Source organism: Nonomuraea basaltis (assembly GCF_005893125.1).
Lineage (GTDB): Bacteria > Actinomycetota > Actinomycetes > Streptosporangiales > Streptosporangiaceae > Nonomuraea > Nonomuraea basaltis.
The window spans coordinates 17,551-36,474 of record NZ_VCJS01000088.1; the positions used below are offsets into that span (position 1 = coordinate 17,551).

General features: G+C 71.3%; 16 protein-coding genes. 5 read left to right on the forward strand and 11 right to left on the reverse strand.

Translation table 11 applies throughout. The features are described 5' to 3' along the window. Positions 1–356 precede the first annotated feature (356 nt). Positions 357–668 (forward strand): hypothetical protein, encoded by a 312-nt coding sequence (locus tag EJK15_RS34305; RefSeq protein ID WP_138714637.1) that lies wholly within the window; start codon positions 357–359, stop codon positions 666–668. A gap of 143 nt (positions 669–811) precedes the next feature. Here the strand turns inward: EJK15_RS34305 and EJK15_RS34310 are convergent, their stop codons facing one another. The 5 genes from EJK15_RS34310 to EJK15_RS34335 all read right to left on the reverse strand — a co-directional run bounded on the left by EJK15_RS34310 (position 812) and on the right by EJK15_RS34335 (position 6,619). Beyond that, positions 812–1,186: a YchJ family protein gene (locus tag EJK15_RS34310; RefSeq protein ID WP_138714638.1), complete on the reverse strand. Its 375-nt coding sequence runs from the start codon at positions 1,184–1,186 to the stop codon at positions 812–814. A gap of 314 nt (positions 1,187–1,500) precedes the next feature. Further along, positions 1,501–3,363, reverse strand: a complete 1,863-nt coding sequence (locus EJK15_RS34320; protein ID WP_206061258.1) for an ABC transporter ATP-binding protein — start codon at positions 3,361–3,363, stop codon at positions 1,501–1,503. Beyond that, on the reverse strand, positions 3,360–5,114 hold the full coding sequence (locus EJK15_RS34325; RefSeq protein WP_206061259.1) for an ABC transporter ATP-binding protein: 1,755 nt from the start codon (positions 5,112–5,114) through the stop codon (positions 3,360–3,362). The genes EJK15_RS34320 and EJK15_RS34325 overlap by 4 nt, the downstream gene beginning before the upstream one ends. A gap of 135 nt (positions 5,115–5,249) precedes the next feature. Beyond that, positions 5,250–6,464, reverse strand: coding sequence for a hypothetical protein (locus tag EJK15_RS34330; RefSeq protein ID WP_138714639.1), 1,215 nt, complete (start codon positions 6,462–6,464; stop codon positions 5,250–5,252). Beyond that, positions 6,464–6,619: a hypothetical protein gene (locus EJK15_RS34335; protein ID WP_171074693.1), complete on the reverse strand. Its 156-nt coding sequence runs from the start codon at positions 6,617–6,619 to the stop codon at positions 6,464–6,466. The genes EJK15_RS34330 and EJK15_RS34335 overlap by 1 nt, the downstream gene beginning before the upstream one ends. 448 nt (positions 6,620–7,067) lie before the next feature. Between EJK15_RS34335 and EJK15_RS34340 the strand changes: the two genes are divergently transcribed. Further along, the gene (locus EJK15_RS34340) at positions 7,068–8,210 is read left to right on the forward strand and encodes a PP2C family protein-serine/threonine phosphatase (protein ID WP_240777394.1); all 1,143 of its coding nucleotides are present in this window, start codon (positions 7,068–7,070) and stop codon (positions 8,208–8,210) included. Between the two features lie 58 nt (positions 8,211–8,268). After that, positions 8,269–9,432 (forward strand): pyridoxal phosphate-dependent aminotransferase, encoded by a 1,164-nt coding sequence (locus tag EJK15_RS34345; RefSeq protein ID WP_206061260.1) that lies wholly within the window; start codon positions 8,269–8,271, stop codon positions 9,430–9,432. A 77-nt stretch (positions 9,433–9,509) separates the two neighbouring features. Here EJK15_RS34345 and EJK15_RS34350 read toward each other — a convergent pair whose 3' ends face one another. Beyond that, positions 9,510–10,559 carry a glycerophosphodiester phosphodiesterase family protein gene (locus EJK15_RS34350; RefSeq protein ID WP_138714641.1) on the reverse strand — a complete coding sequence of 350 codons (1,050 nt, stop codon included), beginning with the start codon at positions 10,557–10,559 and terminating at the stop codon, positions 9,510–9,512. Between the two features lie 210 nt (positions 10,560–10,769). Between EJK15_RS34350 and EJK15_RS34355 the strand changes: the two genes are divergently transcribed. Further along, positions 10,770–13,046, forward strand: coding sequence for an ATP-binding cassette domain-containing protein (locus tag EJK15_RS34355; protein ID WP_138714642.1), 2,277 nt, complete (start codon positions 10,770–10,772; stop codon positions 13,044–13,046). 127 nt (positions 13,047–13,173) lie between these two features. Here EJK15_RS34355 and EJK15_RS34360 read toward each other — a convergent pair whose 3' ends face one another. Genes EJK15_RS34360 through EJK15_RS34370 form a run of 3 tightly spaced genes read right to left on the reverse strand, consistent with a single transcriptional unit; the run spans position 13,174 to position 15,186 of the window. Beyond that, positions 13,174–14,043, reverse strand: a complete 870-nt coding sequence (locus EJK15_RS34360; RefSeq protein WP_138714643.1) for a hypothetical protein — start codon at positions 14,041–14,043, stop codon at positions 13,174–13,176. 33 nt (positions 14,044–14,076) lie between these two features. Continuing rightward, positions 14,077–14,970: a S66 peptidase family protein gene (locus EJK15_RS34365; RefSeq protein WP_138714644.1), complete on the reverse strand. Its 894-nt coding sequence runs from the start codon at positions 14,968–14,970 to the stop codon at positions 14,077–14,079. A gap of 3 nt (positions 14,971–14,973) precedes the next feature. Further along, positions 14,974–15,186: a hypothetical protein gene (locus EJK15_RS34370; RefSeq protein ID WP_138714645.1), complete on the reverse strand. Its 213-nt coding sequence runs from the start codon at positions 15,184–15,186 to the stop codon at positions 14,974–14,976. 30 nt (positions 15,187–15,216) lie between these two features. On the opposite strand from EJK15_RS34370, the gene EJK15_RS34375 reads away from it, so the two are divergent. After that, a complete protein-coding gene (locus tag EJK15_RS34375) occupies positions 15,217–16,098 on the forward strand; it encodes a sulfotransferase family protein (protein WP_138714646.1) in 882 nt (293 codons plus the stop codon). Here EJK15_RS34375 and EJK15_RS34380 read toward each other — a convergent pair. Together EJK15_RS34380 and EJK15_RS34385 are read right to left on the reverse strand one after the other, a co-directional pair. Further along, positions 16,070–17,956: an ABC transporter ATP-binding protein gene (locus EJK15_RS34380; RefSeq protein ID WP_138714647.1), complete on the reverse strand. Its 1,887-nt coding sequence runs from the start codon at positions 17,954–17,956 to the stop codon at positions 16,070–16,072. The genes EJK15_RS34375 and EJK15_RS34380 overlap by 29 nt on opposite strands. 134 nt (positions 17,957–18,090) lie before the next feature. After that, complete coding sequence (locus EJK15_RS34385) at positions 18,091–18,912, reverse strand: enoyl-CoA hydratase/isomerase family protein (RefSeq protein ID WP_138714648.1); 822 nt, start codon at positions 18,910–18,912, stop codon at positions 18,091–18,093. Positions 18,913–18,924: the final 12 nt, after the last annotated feature.

Sequence of the window (18,924 nt, forward strand, 5' to 3'; positions counted from 1 at the left end):
GTTCAGGCGCTTGAGTCCCCGACTCCACGCGGTGAAGCGGGCGTTCAGGCCGGCCAGCTCGGGATCGATCCGGCTCGAGGGTGTCGATGGTCATATCTTTCGTTGATCGGCCTGATGAGAGCACAGGACAGTGCGGCCCCGATAACTCTCCGATGCGACCCCTCATGGGCAGGCACTCCGGAGTTTGTTCGGAAGTTGTTGTTCGCCCCCATGCGCCCGATGTCGGACAAACAAAACGGGGCTAGACAGGGAGTCGCGGCTACCGACTCTGGACAAGTGACCGGACAAGTCGGTGCCGAAGTCGTTACCCAAGGACGAAAGAAGGAATCATGCGACGGAGCCAAAACCTTCGGCTTGTGTTGCTGTCAGCGGCACTGGGCTTCAGCCTTACGACGCCCGGCATCGCGCACGCCGCCACATCCGACGCCGCGAAAAAGATAGCGGCGTCGGCGACCGCGGACGGCAAGGCGGGGCCTTCTAAGGTGCTCAGCTACTGCCCCGACGGCGCCCCGCCCGCCGGCTACCGGCACCAGTCCAGCTACTGGGGCAACGATGACGCATGCGCCAGATGCTGGCTCGAGGCCGACATATGGGCGCAGCAAGGTTACAGCGGGTACTGCTGGGATGTCGTTCCCGGCGCCGTGGTCGCGCTCTATCTCCGGCCCTGACCGCTGAACCGGCCTGCGTGCGCACCGTTCTGACTGGTATCAAATACGTCCGGCCGGGTACGGTCAGCGTGGCGGCCGACCGCATCCCGTGGTGAGCCGAGTTCTGAAGGTCGTCTACCTCGTGTCGGCTCCTGATCCCACCCCTACAATGCGCCCGCGTAGAGCCAGCGGCCCTCGACGCGGACGAATCGGCTGTGCTCCTCCATCTCCCCCGGCCGGCCGCGCTCGAGGTAGTGGGCGCGGAAGCGGACCGTGCCCTCGGTGTGTACGACGCTCCCGCCGGTGCTCTCCAGGACCTCCAGGCGCACCCAGCGCAACCGCTTGCCGAGGTCCAGCCGGGCGGGGCGGGAAGCCAGGTGCCAGGTGCGCAGGAGGTAGGCCGTGTCGCCCATCCCGAACGCGGTGAATCGGGATCTCATGAGCTGCTCGGCGGTGGTGGCTGCCCCCTTGCCGCGATGGAGTCTGCCGCAGCAGTCCTGGTAGGAGGCGGGCAGGCCGCAAAGGCACGAACGAGGCATGCGCTCTATTCTGCCCCCGGCGGGTCCGGGATATCGCGCCCCGGACCCGGTCGGGCTGTCGCATCCCAAAGCCTGGCCGGGCTAGTGCGCTCCGAGGTCCAGCTCGGCCCGGGGTAGGCGCCCCCGGCACGACAGGCTGACGACGCGGTCGAGGCCGCCGTGCAGCTCGATCACCCGCTGCGCCCCTGCCGCCTGGTGCAGGCCGTCGGGACCGCCACGCCTCCACGGCTGACTAGCTCGACCAGCTCAGCCAGCCCTGCGAGGGGGGACTTCGTCGTGCTTTGTGTCACGACATCCCATCCATGGTGCCCGACTCAGCCGCCTGTGTGCTCCTCGGCCTCCGCGATCAGTTCCGCGCTCCACAACCGCCGCATCTCCGGGCAGCTCTCCAGCAGCTCGCCGAGCCGCCCGCGGCCGGCGACGCGGCCGCAGTCGAGGACGATGATCTGGTCGGCGCGTTCGAGGGCCGCCTGCCGGTGCGACACCACCAGGACGGTCTCGGGGCCGCGGCCGGCGATCCTGTCCCACAGCAGCCGCTCGGTCTCCACGTCCAGCGCGGACGACAGGTCGTCCACGACCAGCAGCTCCGGGGTACGGACCAGGGCGCGGGCGGCGGTGGCGCGCTGGACCTGGCCGCCGGACAGGCGGACGCCGCGCGGGCCTACGACGGTGTCCAGGCCGTCCGGCAGCTCGGCCCGGTCCGTCTCGAATGCCGCCAGTTCCAGTGCCCGGCCGATCTCCTCGTCGGTGGCCGGCCAGCCCAGGAGCAGGTTCTCGCGGAGGGTCTCCGAGAACAGTCGCGGGACCTGGCCCGCGTACGCGGCCAGGCCCGGGACGAGGAACGTCCCCGGGTCATCGATCGGGACGCCGTTCCAGGAGATCCTCCCGGAGTCCAGAGGCAGGAGGCCGAGCAGGGCGCGTACCAGGGTGGTCTTGCCGGACCCGACCGCGCCGGTGATGACGGTGAAGGAGCCGCGTTCGAGGCGCAGGTCCACCTCGTGGACGCCGCGCCCGCCGTCGTGCCGCACGGTCAGCCCGCGGGCCTCCAGCACCTCCAATCGGTCCACCCCTTCCGACCGTGCCGCCGACGGAAACGGTGCCACTCCCGAGGCCGACTCCGGTGCCGGAGTCGAGGCCGGTGGGGGAGTCGAGGCCGGTGGGGGCGGGTCGTGGTGGAGCCAGACGCCGTTGTTCCTGGACAGGTCGTCGGCGGTCTCGTACGGGGCCATGAGGCGGGTGAGCCGTTCCGTGGAGACGGCCGCCTGGGGCAGCCGGTACAGGACCGCCCCGATCGTCCGCGGCAGCGCCGTCAGCCAGCCGATGTAGCTGGTGAACAGCGCCAGGTCGCCGACCGTGAACTCGCCACCGCGCATCGCGGGCGCGGCCAGCAGCAGCACGAGCCCAATGCTGAGCTCGATGGTCGTGCCCGTGGCGGCGTCGAGCAGGTCGGTCGCCAGCCGGTCCTTGACCGCGGCGTCGCGGCGTCGCCGGTTGTGCCGGCGCAGCCGCTCCAGCGCGGCCTCCTCGGCCCCGGCCGTCTTGATCGCGAGCACGCCGCCGAAAAGCTCTCCGACGTACGCCGTGACGGCCGCGCCGAGCTCCCTGGCCCGCCGGTGCAGCCGCCCGATCGGCCGCCGCAACGTCCTGCTCAGCACGCCGACCGCGATCATCGGCACGACCAGCACCAACGTCATGACCGGGTCGATGGACGCCATGATCGCCAACGCGGCCGTGGCGAACAGCGTCGTGCCCGCCAGGGTGACGCTCTCGTCGGTGAAGTCGACCACGTCGGCCACGTCGTCGCGCAGGCGGGCGACGGACTCGCCGGAGGAGTGCGGCAGCCGGGCAGCGGCGGGGCCGCGCGCGGTCAGCACCGAGCGGAGCACGTTGGCGCGCAGCAGGGTGGCCGCCGCGGTCCACCAGTAGACGCCGTATGTCCACGCGATGATGATCATCACCCCGCGGGCGACCTCCACGCCCACGAACGCGGCGCACAGCCACAACGACAGCTCCAGGCCGGCTGGGTGATGCCCGCTGAGCTGGTCGAACAGCTGCTGCAGCACCAGCCCGCCGGCCAGCGGTATGACGTGGACCGGCATCCACAGCAGCGCCCCGACCAGGTAGCGGCGCAGGTCGAACGTGGCCAGCCTGGTGGCCACCAGCATCACCGGCCTCACCGGCCCACCCCCGCCAGGTCGAGGAGGCGGCCGTACCGGCTGCCGGGGTCGGCGGCGAGGTCGGCGCGGCGGCCGTACTCGATGATCTTGCCGTGTTCGAGTACGGCGATCTTGTCGACGCGGGACAGCGAGGAGAGCCGGTGTGCGATGATCACGCCGGTTCGGCCGCCGAGGAGCCGGTCGATGCTCTGCTCGATGCGGCGTTCGGTGGCCGGGTCGAGCCGGCTCGACGCCTCGTCCAGCACGACGAGGCCGGGGTGGGCCAGGAACGCCCGCGCGAAGGCGATCAGCTGCGCCTCCCCCGCCGACACGCCGCGCAGCTCGGTGTCGAGCCCGGATGGGAGGGCGGCCAGCCAGTCGCCGAGTCCGACGCCGTCGAGAATCTCCCGCAACCGATCGTCATCCGGGCGGAAGGGCGGCGGGCGGAACAGGGTCAGGTTGTCACGCACGCTGGCGGCGAAGAGCTGCACGTCCTGCGTGACCACGCACATCCGCCGGCGCAGGGATGCCGGATCGGCCTCGCGCAGATCGACGCCGCCGACCGTCACGGCGCCCTCGACCGGATCGTAGAGGCGCAGCACCAGCCGGGCGAGGGTGGTCTTGCCGCTGCCCGTGCGCCCGACCAGCCCCAGCGTCTCACCGGGGGCCAGCGTGAGGGTGACGCCGGACAGGACCTGCTCGTCGTCTCCGGGGTAGGCGAAGCTCACGCCGTCGAGGCGCAGCCCGAGCGGCCCGGTCGTGGGCAGCGGGCGGGGGCGGGCGGGCTCGCGGAGGGTGCGGCGCTCGGCCAGCAGGCCGCCGATGCGGGCGAGGCCGGCCAGCGCCGCCTGGTATTCCCGGATCTGGTCGATCAGCCGCTCGAACGGCGCCCGCACCATCAGCGTGTACTGGAAGAGCAGCACGGCGGTGCCGACCGTGAGCGTGCCCGCACTCATCGCCCAGGCGGCGAGGCCGAGCATGATGGCCGTGCCGGCGGCGAACGCCACCGACGTGCCCGCCAGCAGCATGGTCCCGACGCGCGCGTCCCGGTGCTCGGCGCGGAACAGGGCGGCGCTGACCTGGTGAAGGCGGTGGACGGCGTGCGCGCCCGCGCCGTTGGCCCTGAGGTCCTCGGCGCCGGCCAGCCGCTCATCGAGGGTGCCGAACAGGGTCGCGCTCGCCGCTCGCGACCGGGCCGCGGACGGGACGGCGGCCCGTTGGGCGCGGGCCATGCCGTACCCGATGAGGACGCAGTACGCCAGCAGCGCGCCGCCGATGCGCCAGTCGACGCCGAACACGACGACCACCACCCCGGCCAGGAGCAGCACGCTGGCCACGACGTCCAGCAGGAACGCGACGACGAAATCGGCGACGGCCACGACGTCGCCGTCCACGCGCTCGATCATCTCCCCGGGCGTGTGCCTGCCGTGGTAGGCCAGGTCGAGGCCGAGCGCGTGCCCCGCGAGGCGCTCGCGCAGCCGGTTGGTGCCGTCCCAGGCGAGCCGGCTGGCGAGCCAGGCGGTGACCATCCTGGCGGCCTGCCCGGCGACGGCCAGCGCCAGGTAGCCGATGGCGATGAGCGTCAGGTGGCGGATGCTCGCGCCGCCGATCGCGTCGTCGACGAACCGGCGGGTGATCTGCGGCGCCGCCAGCGGGAGCGCGGTGGCGGCGGCGATGGCCGCGGCGAGCGCGGCGGCGGGGCGGGGTCCCGGCCGGAGCAGGCGCAGGACGGAGGTGCTATGCGGTGGAATCCCCTGGTCGAACGGTCTCAAGAAGCGTCATGCCCTTTGGGTAGGAGTCAGTGTGCTGGGGGGACATGAACGCTTCCCGCATCTGGGGCCTCCTTGATCGCTGGGCGAGCCACTGCCGGTGAGTACAGCACCCCCGTCCCGCGCAGAGCAACCGAATTAACCGGCCAACACGCCTGCGGGCTCGATGAGGGCATGCCGATCGGGCGAGTCCCCGGCGACGGTGCAGGCGGCGAGCCGGCCGGGCAGCAGGCCGTGGAGCCGCTCCAGCAACCGCCTGATGAGGATCGCGACCTCGCTCGGCCGCATGGTGTCCGGTGCGTCGAACTCCATCCACCGGACCAGGTCGTGCCCGGCGGCCGGCGGGAAGCGCACGCTCTGGCCCGCCCACGACGAGCGGATTCCCATCCGGTACGGCCGCAGCCCGCCCAGCCGGACCCCTCCTGCCCCGTCCGCCAGCAGCTCTGCCGACTCCTCCACGACTCCCGCCGTGACTCCGGGCGCGCCCACCGCCAGCTCGCACGCCACCGGTACGCCGGGCGGGATCGCGGACATCAGGCGGCGCAGGTTGACGGTCATGCCGTCCAGGCCGGTCGCGGCGCCCAGGAAGTCAATCCGCGTCACCGTGATCGTCAGGCCGCGGCATCGGGCCAGCGCCTCCCGGGGGAGCGCGGCCACCCGCGCGGCGTCCAGCCATCCCGCCCACGGCCCGCTCTCCGGTGGCGGCCGCGTCCCGGTCAGCCAGCGGACGCGCTCGCCCGGCTCGCCGCCGACGTACCACAGGGGCCGGATCACCCGCTCGGGCGTCCAGCTCGCCCACTGGACCGCGGCCAGCTCGGGGACGCGACGCAGCGCGGCGACGTGGTCGGCCACGAACCGCCCGCACAGCGTGACCCGCGCCGCCCCGAGGGCGTCCACCAGGGCGAACGCGGCGGGAAGCTGGTCGCCGTCGTCCACCAGCACGTGCGCGCGACGGAGCTTGGCCGCCTCCTTGGCGAGGTGGATCTCGGGGTGGAACAGCTCGCACCGCCGGGCCGCGCGCAGCACGTCGCGGCTGCTCTGCGGGCAGCCCTCGGTCAGCTCCAGGCCGTCGGCGGCGAGCCGGACGGCGGGGTCGCCGGCCAGCTCCAGAGCCGTGCCCACCGCTCTCAGGTGGGCGTGGTCGAACGCCTTGCGCTCCAGGACGACCGCCGCCGCCCGCCCGGACAGGGCGGTGAGCGGCCCGTCGCCGAGGCGTTCGGCGGCGGCTCGCAGGCGGGCCGGGTCGGCGAGGCGCTCGACCAGCCGCTCGTTGAGGTCGAGCAGGAGCATTCCGGCGGGCGGCACGACCTCGGTGGTGAAGTCGGTGAGCGGGGGTACGACGAGGAGATCCATCAGCCGCACTCCCCCGGCCACGGGTACGGGTACGGGTACGGGCACACCCCCGCCCGGCCGGCGTGCGGTCCGGCCGGGCGGGCGTCCCGGCGTGCCCGGCCGCCGGGACGCAACAGGGTCCACTCGTGTTCGCGCAACGCCCCGGGCTCGCCCATGTACACGTTCTCGCTTTCTTGGCCATAAATTTCGGAAAGCATGTTCAACTCAGATGTTTACAAGATCATTTTTATCTGTCAATGCATTCGTTCATGAGAAATAAATGAGAATCGGTCACCGTCCGCGATTGCAGTTCCTGGAGGATTACCCGCCAACGCCAGCAAATGCCTCCATATGGGACGAGGCTGTTTACTTTGCGTAGCCGTCCACCTATCCTGCCTGTACAGCGGCCCACAGCCAGAGGAGAACGCATCCGGGGAGACCAGGAATTCCCACCCGAAGAATGGCAGCGCATTGCACCGGAGCATAAATGGCGGACGGCGCTTCCCCGTGCGCTCGCGCCCGCCACGATAACCGGGTCGATTGCCCGGAGCTGTTTTCCACGCCCCGCCCGCTGGGCACGATCAGGTCGACGGCGGACGGCGGCAACGGGGGGTGCGGGCGGTCGTGACGGATGACGGGCGGCGCGGGTGGCCGCTTCTCTCGACGCCGGTGTTCGCGGTGGCGCTCGCCGGGGTCACCGTGCTGGTGGTCGGGATGGACATGGCCGCGAGGACGGACGTGCGGCTGCTCCCGCTGCTGGTCTTCCTGCCGTCGATCGTCTCGGGGCTCGGCGCCGTGTGGCAGACGGCCGTCGCGTCGGTGTGGGTCGTGCTGGTGGTGCTGGGATCCCTGGCCCACCTGGGCGCGGACCTGGACGACAACCTGCTGGCGGCCGGGTTCACGGCGATGTTCGGGCTGGTGAGCGTGCTCGGGTGCCGCTACCGGGTGCGGCGCGCGGAGGAGGTGCACCGGCTGCGCTCCGCGGCGGCCGCGCTGCAGCGGCAGATCGTGCGCCCGCTGCCGCTGCGCACCGCCGACGTGGTCGTGGACGGGCTCTACCAGCCGGTGGAGGAGGACGCGATGGTGGGCGGCGACATGTACGAGGTGGCCGCCTCGCCGTACGGGACCCGGGTGCTGATCGCGGACGTGCAGGGCAAGGGGCTGCCCGCGATCGGCACGGCGCTGGCGGTGCTGGGGGCGTTCAGGGAGGCGGCGTACCGGGAGGACACGCTCATCGGGGTGGTGCAGGCGCTGGAGTCGGCCGTGGCCAGGCAGAACACGTTCGCCGCGCGTACCGGCGAGCCCGAGCGCCTGGTCACCGCCCTGGTGCTGGGCATCAGCGGGCAGCTGGGGGTGGAGGCGGTCAACTGCGGGCACCTCGCGCCGTACGTCATCCATGACGGCGACGCCCGGGAGGCGGAGCTCGGCGAGCCCGCCGTGCCCCTCGGCCTGGCCACGCTGGCCATGACGTCGCGCCGGAGCGTGCGATTCCCCTTCCCTGACGGGGCGACGCTGCTGCTGTGCACCGACGGCGTCACCGAGGCCCGCGACCGCAGCGGCGTTTTCTACCCGCTGGAGGAGCGGCTGCGGTCGTGGGCCCTGGCCCCGCCCGCCAGATTCGCCGAGACGCTGGGCGCCGACGTGCGGGACTTCACGGGGGCGGCCCCGCGCGACGACGTGGCGATCCTCACGGTCAGCAGGACCCCGCGCGACACCGGAACCGTCCGGCATTTCTCCGACAAGATCGGACAGAGCGCATTTTCATGAACCGCTCCCTCCATCGGCGCGTATCTACACACATCGGACACGGTTCCATGGAGGTGTCGTGGAGCTCAGCCTCTTGCGTACACAGGCCCACAGCCCGTCGTACTTCACGCTGATGCGCAGCTCGTCAGGAGAGCGCGCGCCAGTGGATTTCTGCATTCCGTGCAACCCATACTTCCCGACGCCCGACATCTTCGAGCACCTCGGGAGGAATCTGGAGACGATACTGAAGTTCTATCCGAGCGACGCAGGCACGATCACCTCGGAGCTCTGCTCCACGCTCGGGCTCCACCCCCAGACGGTCGCCATGGGCAACGGGTCGACCGAGCTGATCACCTGGATCGACCACCTCCTGGTACGGGAGAGCCTGGCGGTGCCGATCCCCACCTTCGGCCGGTGGACCGACCAGCCGCTGGAGACCGGCAAGCGGGTGGACATGTATCCGCTGCTGGAGAGCCGCAACTTCACCCTCGACGTGAGCGACTACGTCTCGTTCATCCGCATGCGCGGCTCCCGCGTGGCGGTGATCTGCAATCCCAACAACCCGGACGGAGGCTACCTGCCCAAGCACGAGGTCATCCGCCTGATGGACGAGCTCATCGACCTGGACCTGGTCATCGTCGACGAGTCCTTCGGCGACTTCGTGGACGCGGAGCCGTACCCGGGGGTGGCGGACGAGGCCGCGGTCCGGCCCAACGTGATCGTGCTGCGCAGCCTCGGCAAGAACTTCGGCCTGCACGGCGTCCGCTTCGGCTACATGGTCGCCAACCCGGCCCTGACCGCCCGGGTGCGCGACGCGTTGCCCAAGTGGAACCTCAACTCGTTCGCCGAGGTCATCGTGTTCATGATGAAGCAGTTCGGCGGCGCGTACCGCGAGAGCCTCCAGCGGCTGAACAACGACAGGCGGGCGATGTTCCAGCAGCTCAGCGCCATGCCGGGACTGGAGGTGCTGCCGTCGCAGGGCAACTTCCTGCTGGTGAAGCTGCCGCCGGGGCAGGACGGAGTGCCGCTGCGCGACCACCTGCTCACTGAGCACGGCGTGTACGTCCGCGAGTGCGGCAACAAGCTGGGCACGACCAGCCAGTTCCTGCGGCTGGTGGTGCGGCCGCAGGAGGACGTGCGGCGGCTGCTGATCGGCATGACGCAGTTCCTGTACTCGGGCAGCCTGCACGAGATCCCGGTCATCGGCCTGCACCACCGGCACGCCAACCCGCTGTCCGCCTGACGGCCGGCGGAGGCGGCACCGCCCCTCCGGGGACCGCCGCCGTGCCCCGGTCTCACCTGCATGACCGGGGCGGCGGCCTAGCCCTGGTGGAGCCGGTACTGCCTGGGCGGCTTGAGCCCGCGCTGGGCCATGACCGCGCGCAGCCGGTCGGGGTAGTCGGTGATGATCCCGTCCACGCCGTCGTCCATGAGCTTGTTCAGCGTCGGCTCGTCGTCGATCGTCCACGGGATCACCTTCAGACCCAGTGCGTGGGCCTGGTCGACCATGTCCTTGGTGACGTACGGGACGTAGCCGGGATCGGTGATCTTGCCGTTCTGCGGGAACCCGTGCACCGGCGAGAACGCGTCCGCCCCGAACGACTTGACCGCCTTGAGCGGGTCACCGCCGAAGTCGTCGACGTCGATGCCGCCGAGCCACGGCGAGGCGCCCGGCTGCCCGGTCTGGAGGAAGTCGCGGTTGGTGAGCGCGACGAGCGGCAGCCGCGGCTCCAGCTCCCGCATCCGCATCAGGGCGCCCCAGTCGAAGCTCTGGACGGTCACCTGCCGCAGCATCCCGGCCCGGCGGATCTCGCGCAGCGTCACCTGGACGAACTGCTCCCGCGGCGCCGTCTCGCTGGGCGCGCCCGCCTCGACCTTGGTCTCGACGTTGAGCTTGACGCCGTGCGCCCGATACCGGTCGACCAGGTCGAACACCTCACGCAGGGTGGCCATCGGCGCCCCGGGCACGGCCCGCTGCCCGGGGAATTCGGCCAGCGTCTGCGACCCGCAGTCCATGGTCCTGACCTGGCGCAGGGTGAGCGTGTTGACGCACTTGCCGACGTACGGGAACTCGGGGTCCCCCGGCACGGCGGGCGCCGTGTCGCGGCACTTCCTGGCGCTGATCCGCCTGTCGTGGGTGACGACCGCCTGGCCGTCCTCGGTGATCTGCACGTCGAGCTCCAGCGTGCTGACCCCGAGCTCCAGCGCGTTGGCGAACGCCGCCACGGAGCTCTCCACCACGAGCCCGAGCCCGCCCCGGTGCGCCTGCAGGTCGAACGCCTGCCCCCGGTCCGCCGCGGCCACGCCCGGCACGGCCGCGAGCGCCGTCCCTAGAGCCGCCGACGCCACGACCGCATGCCATCTGTTCATCTTCACCCTGGACAAGATCGGTCATGCGGGATACGGGACGGCGTACGCGAGGTGAGCGCGGGGCGAAGCCTTGAGGCGTATAGCGTACGGTACGCTGTACGACAATGCGGGGACCCGGGGCGTTGTAGGCTGTCCCAGCTCTATCCGCTTACACCATAAAAAATCACACGATAGAAGGGTTCCGTGGTCTCCAGCCACCAGGTAAGCAGCGTGCACCATCGCGATCACACCGCCGCCGACAACCATGATCTCATCCAGGTCCGCGGCGCACGCGAGAACAACCTCAAGGGCGTCTCCCTCGACCTTCCCAAGCGGCGCCTCACCGTCTTCACCGGGGTGTCCGGCTCCGGAAAGTCCTCGCTCGTCTTCGACACGATCGCCGCGGAGTCACGGCGGCTGATCGACGAGACCTACACGGCGTTCATCCAGTCGTTCATGCCGAGCCTGGCCCGCCCCGACGTGGACGCGCTGAGCAACCTCAGCGCGGCGATCATCGTCGACCAGGAGCGGATGGGCGCCAATCCCCGCTCCACCGTGGGCACCGCCACCGACGCCCACACCATGCTGCGGATCATGTTCAGCCGCATCGGCGTCCCCCACGTCGGCCCGGCCTACGCCTTCAGCTTCAACAGGGCCGAGGGCATGTGCCCGCAGTGCGAGGGGCTGGGCAAGGCGTCCGAGATCGACGTGGACGCGCTGGTCGACAGGGAGCTGTCGCTGAACGAAGGGGCGATCAAGGTCCCCGGGTTCGCGGTGGACTCCTGGCAGTGGCAGGTCATGTCCGGCTCCGGCCTGTACGACCCCGCCGTCAAGCTGAAGGACTTCACCCCCGAGCAGTGGGACGACCTCCTCCACAAGCCCGCGACCAAACTCAAGTACGGCACGAACAACTTCACCTACGAAGGTCTCGTCCCCAAGGTCAGGCGGTCCTACCTCGGCAAGGACCGGGAGTCGATGCAGCCGTCGGCGCGGGCGTTCGCCGACCGGGCGCTCAAGCTCGACGTCTGCCCGTCCTGCGGCGGCTCCCGGCTGAACGAGGCGGCGCGCTCGGCCAGGATCGACGGGCTGAACATCGCCGAGTGCTCGGCCATGCAGATCAACGACCTGGCCGGCTTCGTCCGCGGCGTCGGCGATCCGGGGGTCGGCCCGGTGCTGGAGGGGCTGCTCTCGACGCTGGACTCGCTGGTCGAGATCGGCCTCGGCTACCTGAGCCTGGACCGCGAGTCCGGCACGCTGTCGGGCGGCGAGGCGCAGCGGGTGAAGATGGTGCGGCACCTCAACTCCAGCCTCACCGACGTCACCTACGTCTTCGACGAGCCCACGGCCGGGCTGCACCCGCACGACATCCAGCGGATGAACAACCTGCTGCTCCAGCTGCGCGACAAGGGCAACACGGTGCTCGTGGTCGAGCACAAGCCGGAGACGATCGTGATCGCCGACCATGTGGTCGACCTCGGCCCGGGCGCGGGCACGGCCGGCGGGCAGCTCTGCTATGCGGGCGACCTGGACGGGCTGCGCGCCTCAGGCACGCTGACCGGCCGCTACCTCGGCCACCGGGTACGCCTGCGCGAGCACGTGCGCAAGCCCACGGGGCAGCTGCCGATCGCGGGCGCCACCCTGCACAACCTCAGGAACGTGAGCGTGGACATCCCGCTCGGCGTGCTCACCGTGGTCACCGGCGTGGCCGGGTCGGGCAAGAGCTCGCTGATCCACGGGTACGTCGCGGGGCGCGAGGGCATGGTCGTGGCCGACCAGTCGCCGATCCGCGGCTCGCGCAGGAGCAACCCGGCCACCTACACCGGGCTGCTCGACCCGATCCGGGCGGCGTTCGCCAAGGCCAACGGGGTCAAGCCGGGCCTGTTCAGCGCCAACTCCGAGGGTGCCTGCCCGGCCTGCAAGGGCATCGGCCTGATCTACACCGATCTGGCGATGATGGCCGGGGTGGCGTCGGTGTGCGAGGAGTGCGAGGGCAAGCGGTTCACGCCCGAGGTGCTGACGTACACGCTGCGCGGCAAGAACATCAGCGAGGTGCTCGACATGCCGGTGGCCGAGGCCGGCGAGTTCTTCACCACCGGCCAGGCCAGGACGATCCTCGAGCGGCTGTCCGCGGTCGGGCTCGGCTACCTGGGTCTGGGTCAGCCGCTGACCACGCTGTCCGGCGGCGAGCGGCAGCGGCTCAAGCTGGCCATCCACATGGCGAAGAACGGCACGACGTACGTGCTGGACGAGCCGACCACCGGCCTGCACCTGGCGGACGTGGACCAGCTGCTGGGCCTGCTCGACCGGCTGGTCGAGGACGGCAACACGGTGATCGTGATCGAGCACCACCAGGCCGTGATGGCGCACGCCGACTGGATCATCGACCTGGGCCCGGGGGCCGGGCACGACGGCGGCCAGGTCGTCTTCTCCGGCACGCCGGGCGAGCTCGTCGAGACGGGGACCTCGCTCACGGCGATCCACCTGCGCGACTACGTCGGCCGCGGGTAGCGGGGCGCGGCGGCTCCCGGTCACGTCCGCGACCGGGAGCCGGCTGGTGAGGTCACGGACAGCCTCCCGGAGGCCGGAGCGATGGCGCGAATCCGGCATCGACGCCGACCGGCTCGACGCAGGCGCTCTAGACGGCCAGGCGGGCCAGGACCCGCGCGAACTCCGGCGGCGGCGCGACCACGAGCCTGGTCTGCCCGTGGTGCATGACGATGTCGGCCTTGATGAGCGTCAGCCGCCCCTGGTGCCACCAGTAGACCTGCGCACTGAGCCCGCCCGCGCGCGCCGCGTGGACACGCAGCCGCTCGATGGCGCGTACCACGGCGATCCCGTCCACCGGATGCACGAGCAGCGTGTACGGGTCCGGCAGCGCCACGAGCGCCCCGTCCCGGGGCACGGGCAGGTAGTCGCCCAGCCACCGCAGGTGGGTGGCGGCCGACGGGCTGGGCCCGGTCAGCCGCGTCACCGGCGTGCCCGACAGGTCGATGGCCTCCGCCGGCAGCCGCTCCTCCCGCCGGACGTTGGCGACCGCCAGGTCCAGCGCCTGCGCCGTGGGAACGGGCCAGCAGCCGGCCTCCTCGGGCCGGACGGCGCGCGAGCCCACGGTGAGCAGCTCCAGCAGGTCGGCGTTGAGGTGGCGGCCCACCACCCGGCTCGGGTCGGCCACCTCGTCCACGGCCTCCACGCGGGTGCGGAGCAGCGGCCCGGCCTGGTCCAGATCGCACACGTCCAGCCGCTCGCCGGCGGTGGCGACGGCATGGGCCAGGTGCTCGGAGACCAGCATGGGCCAGTCCTCCCTGGCCCGGCGCCCGGCCTCGCGCCGCAGCCCGGTCAGCTTGACGACCAGCGTGGTGTCGCCATTGAGCGTCACGGAGGCGCCGTCACGGGCGAAGTCGTGGGTGAAGCCGAGGGACTCGGCGACGAGCGCGAGCAGCGAGTCGAGATCGACGTCCTCGGCGGGCCTGCGTGCGGGCTCCCGGTCCCGCCTGAACAAGCTCACGCGACGTGTCCCTTTCTGTCGGATTCGTCCCTCCTACCTTGCCCGGTCCCCCTCGCGGATCGGGCCAGCTAGGGAGCACGATTCGGTATCGATAACCCCAAATCTCCCCAGCCACACCGTCATCTGGGGTGACCCGTGTCCCACCGGAAGTCCCGCCAGAATGGGCACTCCGAGCGGCCCCAGCCGGTCCCGCAGGACGGGGTACGGGTCCCCGCAGCCCACCCACGACCCGAGCGCGATCCCGCGCACCCCGTCGAACGCCCCCGCCTGCAGGAGCTGCGTGAGCATGCGGTCGATCCGGTACGGCTCCTCCCCCACGTCCTCCAGGAACGCGATCTTGCCCGCGAACGACGGCTGCCACCGAGTGCCGCACATGGAGGCCAGCAGCGACAGGTTGCCCCCGGACAGCACGCCCTCCGCCCGCCCCGGCGCCAGCACCAGATCCCCCTGGACCGGCCCGGCCGTGCCGAACAGGGCCGCCTGCAGGCTCTCCCAGCTACGCGGCTCGGGACACTCCTCGCCGGCTATGACGTCGCAGGCCGGCATCGGGCCGTGCAGCGTGGGCACGCCCAGCTCGATGGCGAACGCGTTGTGCAGCGCCGTGATGTCGCTCGACCCGAGGAGGACCTTGGGGCCCGCCGCCCGCATGGCGTCCCAGTCGAGCAGGCCGAGGAGCCGGCCGGCGCCGTACCCGCCCCGGCAGCAGAACACCGCGGAGACGGCCGGGTCGCACCAGGCGGCCTGCAGGTCGGCGGCCCGGGCGGCGTCGCCGCCCGCCAGGTAGTCGAGCTCCTGGCGGTCGAGCACGTGAGCGCCGGTCACCACCTTCAGCCCGAGGCCTTCCAGGCGCTCGACGCCGCGCTCGAGCAGGGCGGCGTCGGGCGGCCCCGACGGCGAGACGATCGCGACGGTGTCACCTTGCTGCACCGATCAATTCCTTTCGATGATCTCCTGGGCGGACGCGAGCCCGGCGGCCGGACGCACGGTCAGCGCCGGGGACGCGCCCGACGCGGTGCGGGGCGCCGTGCGGCTCGATGACCTTCTCGCGCCGGCCTCGCCCTGCGGCCCGCGGTGGCCGGGGATGCCGGAATCGGGTGAGATGCCCGCTCGGGTAAGGACCGACACCGGCATTGGCTCATTCACGTGGGAAACGGTGTCACACTTGGGTGCCGTATGCGACTTCCGCCCCACATCCTCGTGGTCAACGGCATCAAGGTCCGCCGGCCGGTCTTCCTGCTGGGAGCTCCGCATTCCGGCGCGGACCTGCTGGCCCGTGCCCTGAAACGCTCCCCGGGCTTCCACGTGACGATGGGCCGCGCGTGCGTGGCGCACGTGGTGTACGCCTTCGCCCGCAAGCCGTCCATCGGCCGCACGTCCGGGGCCGTGCGCGTCATGCGCGACGCGCTCGCCGAATCGTGGCAGGTGCTGCCCCGCTCCTGCGGCGAGTGCGCCGAGCCGTGCAGGGAGGCGGGCGGCGTCACCGGCACCGGGCCCTGCGTGGTCACCGGTGAGATCACCAGGTTCGGCGACGGCAGCCCCGACCTGATCTACAGCGCTCCCGTGCTGCTGCAGGCGTTCCCCGACGCCCGTTTCGTGCAGCTCATCCGCGACGGCCGGGACGTGGCGGCCGACATGCTGGCCGATCCGGCGTGCCTGGCCTGGTTCCGGCCGGCGATGCTGCCGGAGCAGACCGAGTTCCCCAACGCGTTCCTGGGCGTCAACAAGGACGAGCACCTCGACCGGTGGAAGGGCATGGCGGCGGCCGGCAAGTGCGCCCTGCGCTGGCGCAGCGCCGTACGCCTGAGCGCCGAGCTGCGCAGGACGCTGCCCGAGGGGCAGCTCCTGACGCTCCGGTACGAGGACCTGGTGCTCAAGCCGGCCGAGGCGGTGACCACGCTGACGGAGTTCCTGGAGACGCGGGTGTCCAAGGTCGCCCTCTACGGCCGCGCCCCGAAGGTCGGCTCCTGGCGGACCCGGCTCCGGCCGGCCGATCTGGAGCTGGTGGAGAAGGTGGCGCGCGAGGAGCTCAAGCGGCTGGGCTATCCGAAGAGTTGAACTGGGTGCGGTAGAGCTCGGCGTAGAGCCCGCCGCGGGCCAGCAGCTTCTCGTGCCCGCCGCGCTCGGCGATGCGGCCGTCGTGCACGACGAGGATTTCGTCGGCCTCCCTGATGGTCGACAGCCGGTGCGCGATGACGAGCGACGTACGGCCCTCCAGCGCGGTCTTCAGCGCCACCTGCACGGCCGCCTCGGACTCGGAGTCGAGGTGCGCGGTGGCCTCGTCGAGCACGACCACGCGCGGCGCCTTGAGCAGCAGCCTGGCCAGCGCCAGGCGCTGCTTCTCGCCGCCCGACAGGCGGTAGCCACGGTCGCCGACGACGGTGTCGAGCTGCTCGGGCAGGCCCTCGACGAGATCGCCGATCTGCGCGGCCTTGAGAGCCTCCCAGATCTCCTCGTCGGTCGCCTCGGGCCTGGCATAGCGGAGGTTGGCCCCGATCGTGTCATGGAAGAGATGGGCGTCCTGCATGACCACGCCCACGGTGTCGCGCAGCGAGGCGAGCGTGGCGTCGCGCACGTCCAGCCCGTTGATCCGGACGGCGCCCTCGTTGACGTCGTAGAGGCGGGAGACGAGCGAGGTGATCGTCGTCTTGCCCGCGCCCGAGTGACCGACCAGGGCGATGAGCTGCCCGGGCCGGGCCGTGAACGACACGCCCTTCAGCACGGGATGCGAGGGCCCTGTGTCCTGCCTGGCCACCGACTCCAGCGATGCCAGGGAGACCTCCTCCGCGGCCGGATAGCGGAAGCGCACGTCGTCGAACTCGATCGTCACGGGGCCGTCCGGCACCGGCACGGCCCCGTCCCGCTCCGCCACCATGGGCCTGAGGTCGAGGATCTCGAAGACGCGGTCGAAGCTGACGAGCGCGGTCATCACGTCGACGTGCACGTTGGACAGGGATGTGAGGGGGCCGTAGAGGCGCATCAGCAGCGCGGCCAGGGCCACCAGCGTGCCCAGCTCGAAGACGCCGGACACCGACAGGACGCCGCCGATGCCGTACACCAGGGCCGTGGCCAGCGCCGCGACCAGGCCGAGCGCGACCCGGAACACGGTGCCGTACATGCCGACCGTCACGCCCACGTCGCGCACCCTGGCCGCCCGCCTGCCGAACACCTCGGCGTCGTCCTCGGGGCGCCCGTACAGCTTGGCGACCATGGCGCCGGCCACGTTGAACCGCTCGGTCGTGACCGAGCTCATCTCGGCGTCGAGCTGCATCTGCTCGCGCGTCAGCGCCGACATGCGGCGGCCGACGAACTTGGCGGGCACGATGAAGACCGGCAGCAGCACCAGCGCGACCAGCGTCACCTGCCACGACAGCACCAGCATGGCGCCCAGCACCAGGACCAGGCTGACCACGTTGGAGACCACGGACGACAGCGTGCTCGTCAGCGCCCGCTGGGCGCCGATCACGTCGGTGTTGAGCCTGCTGACCAGCGCGCCGGTCTGCGCCCGCATGAAGAACGCCACCGGCATGCGCTGCACGTGGTCGAACACCTCGGTACGCAGGTCGTAGATCAGCCCCTCGCCGATGCGCGAGGAGAACCACCGCTGCGCCAGCGTCAGCCCGGCGTCCACCAGCGCCAGCACGGCGATCGCCACGGCCAGCCCGATCACGACCCCGGTCTGCTTCGGCAGGATGCCGTCGTCGATGATCGCCTTCATCAGCAGCGGGTTCGCGATCACGATCACCGCGCCCAGCACGACGAGCGCCAGGAACGCCGCGATCTGCCTCGTGTGCGGCCGGGCGTACCGGGCGATGCGCCGGACCGTGCCGGGACGCAGCCGCTGCTTGGTCACCGACTCGTCGTGGCGCAGCGACCTCATCACATTGGGGCCGAAGCCCCCGCCCATCATCGCCATTCGGGGGATCCCACCTCCTCCCCGGAGACAGCGCCGCCGAGGCACCCGCCGATTCCCGGATCAGCTCACCGCGAAACCCGGACAGGCGATGGATGCCGCGCGGCCGCTCCAAGGAGCGGAGCGGCCGAGCCGGCTCAGCCGAACAGGGCCTTGATGCGGCCGGCCTGTTCCAGGCCCTCGGCCGCACACTGCTCCTCCAGGGTGCGTGAGCCCGCCCCCTGGAGGAGTCGTTTCGTCGCGGCCGCCGCGTCCCGGTTGGTCGACAGCAGCTCCGCGATCTTGCCTTGTACGGCTTGCTCCAGGTCGCCCCGGGCGACCACTTTCTCGGCGAGGCCGATCCGCATGGCCTCGTCCGCGCGCACGGTCCTGGCGGTCAGGCAGATGTCGATCGCCTTGGCCAGGCCCACCAGCTCGACGAGGGGCTTGGTCCCCGTCAGGTCGGGCACCAGGCCCAGTGCGGGCTCTTTCATACAGAACGAAACATCATCCGCCACGATCCGCAGATCGCAGGCCAGCGCGAGCTGGAACCCCGCGCCGACGGCGTGCCCATGCACTGCGGCGATCGAGACGATCTCCGGGCGGCGCAGCCACAGGAATCCCGCCTGGGCCTGCCTGACGCGTTGCTCGAGGTCCGCGCCCTCGCTCGCGGCCGCCGAGTTGAACGAGCCCTGCCCGGGCACCCCCTCAGTTGTGAACATTCGCAGGTCGATCCCTGCCGAGAAGGACGGTCCCTCACCTTTCACGACGACGACGCGCACCTGCTCGGGCAGGCTCTCGCCGATGCGAGCCAGTGCCGACCATGTCGCGAACGTTTGTGCGTTGCGCTTTTCCGGCCGGTCCAGCGTGATCGTCGCTATCTCACCGTCCACCTCGAATCGGAGCCCGATCTCGGCCAATCTCTCGGCAGAGACGTCCTCCGCGTACCCCCCACGCTGTCGCGCCTGTGCTTCCGCCATCGCCCGCTCCCT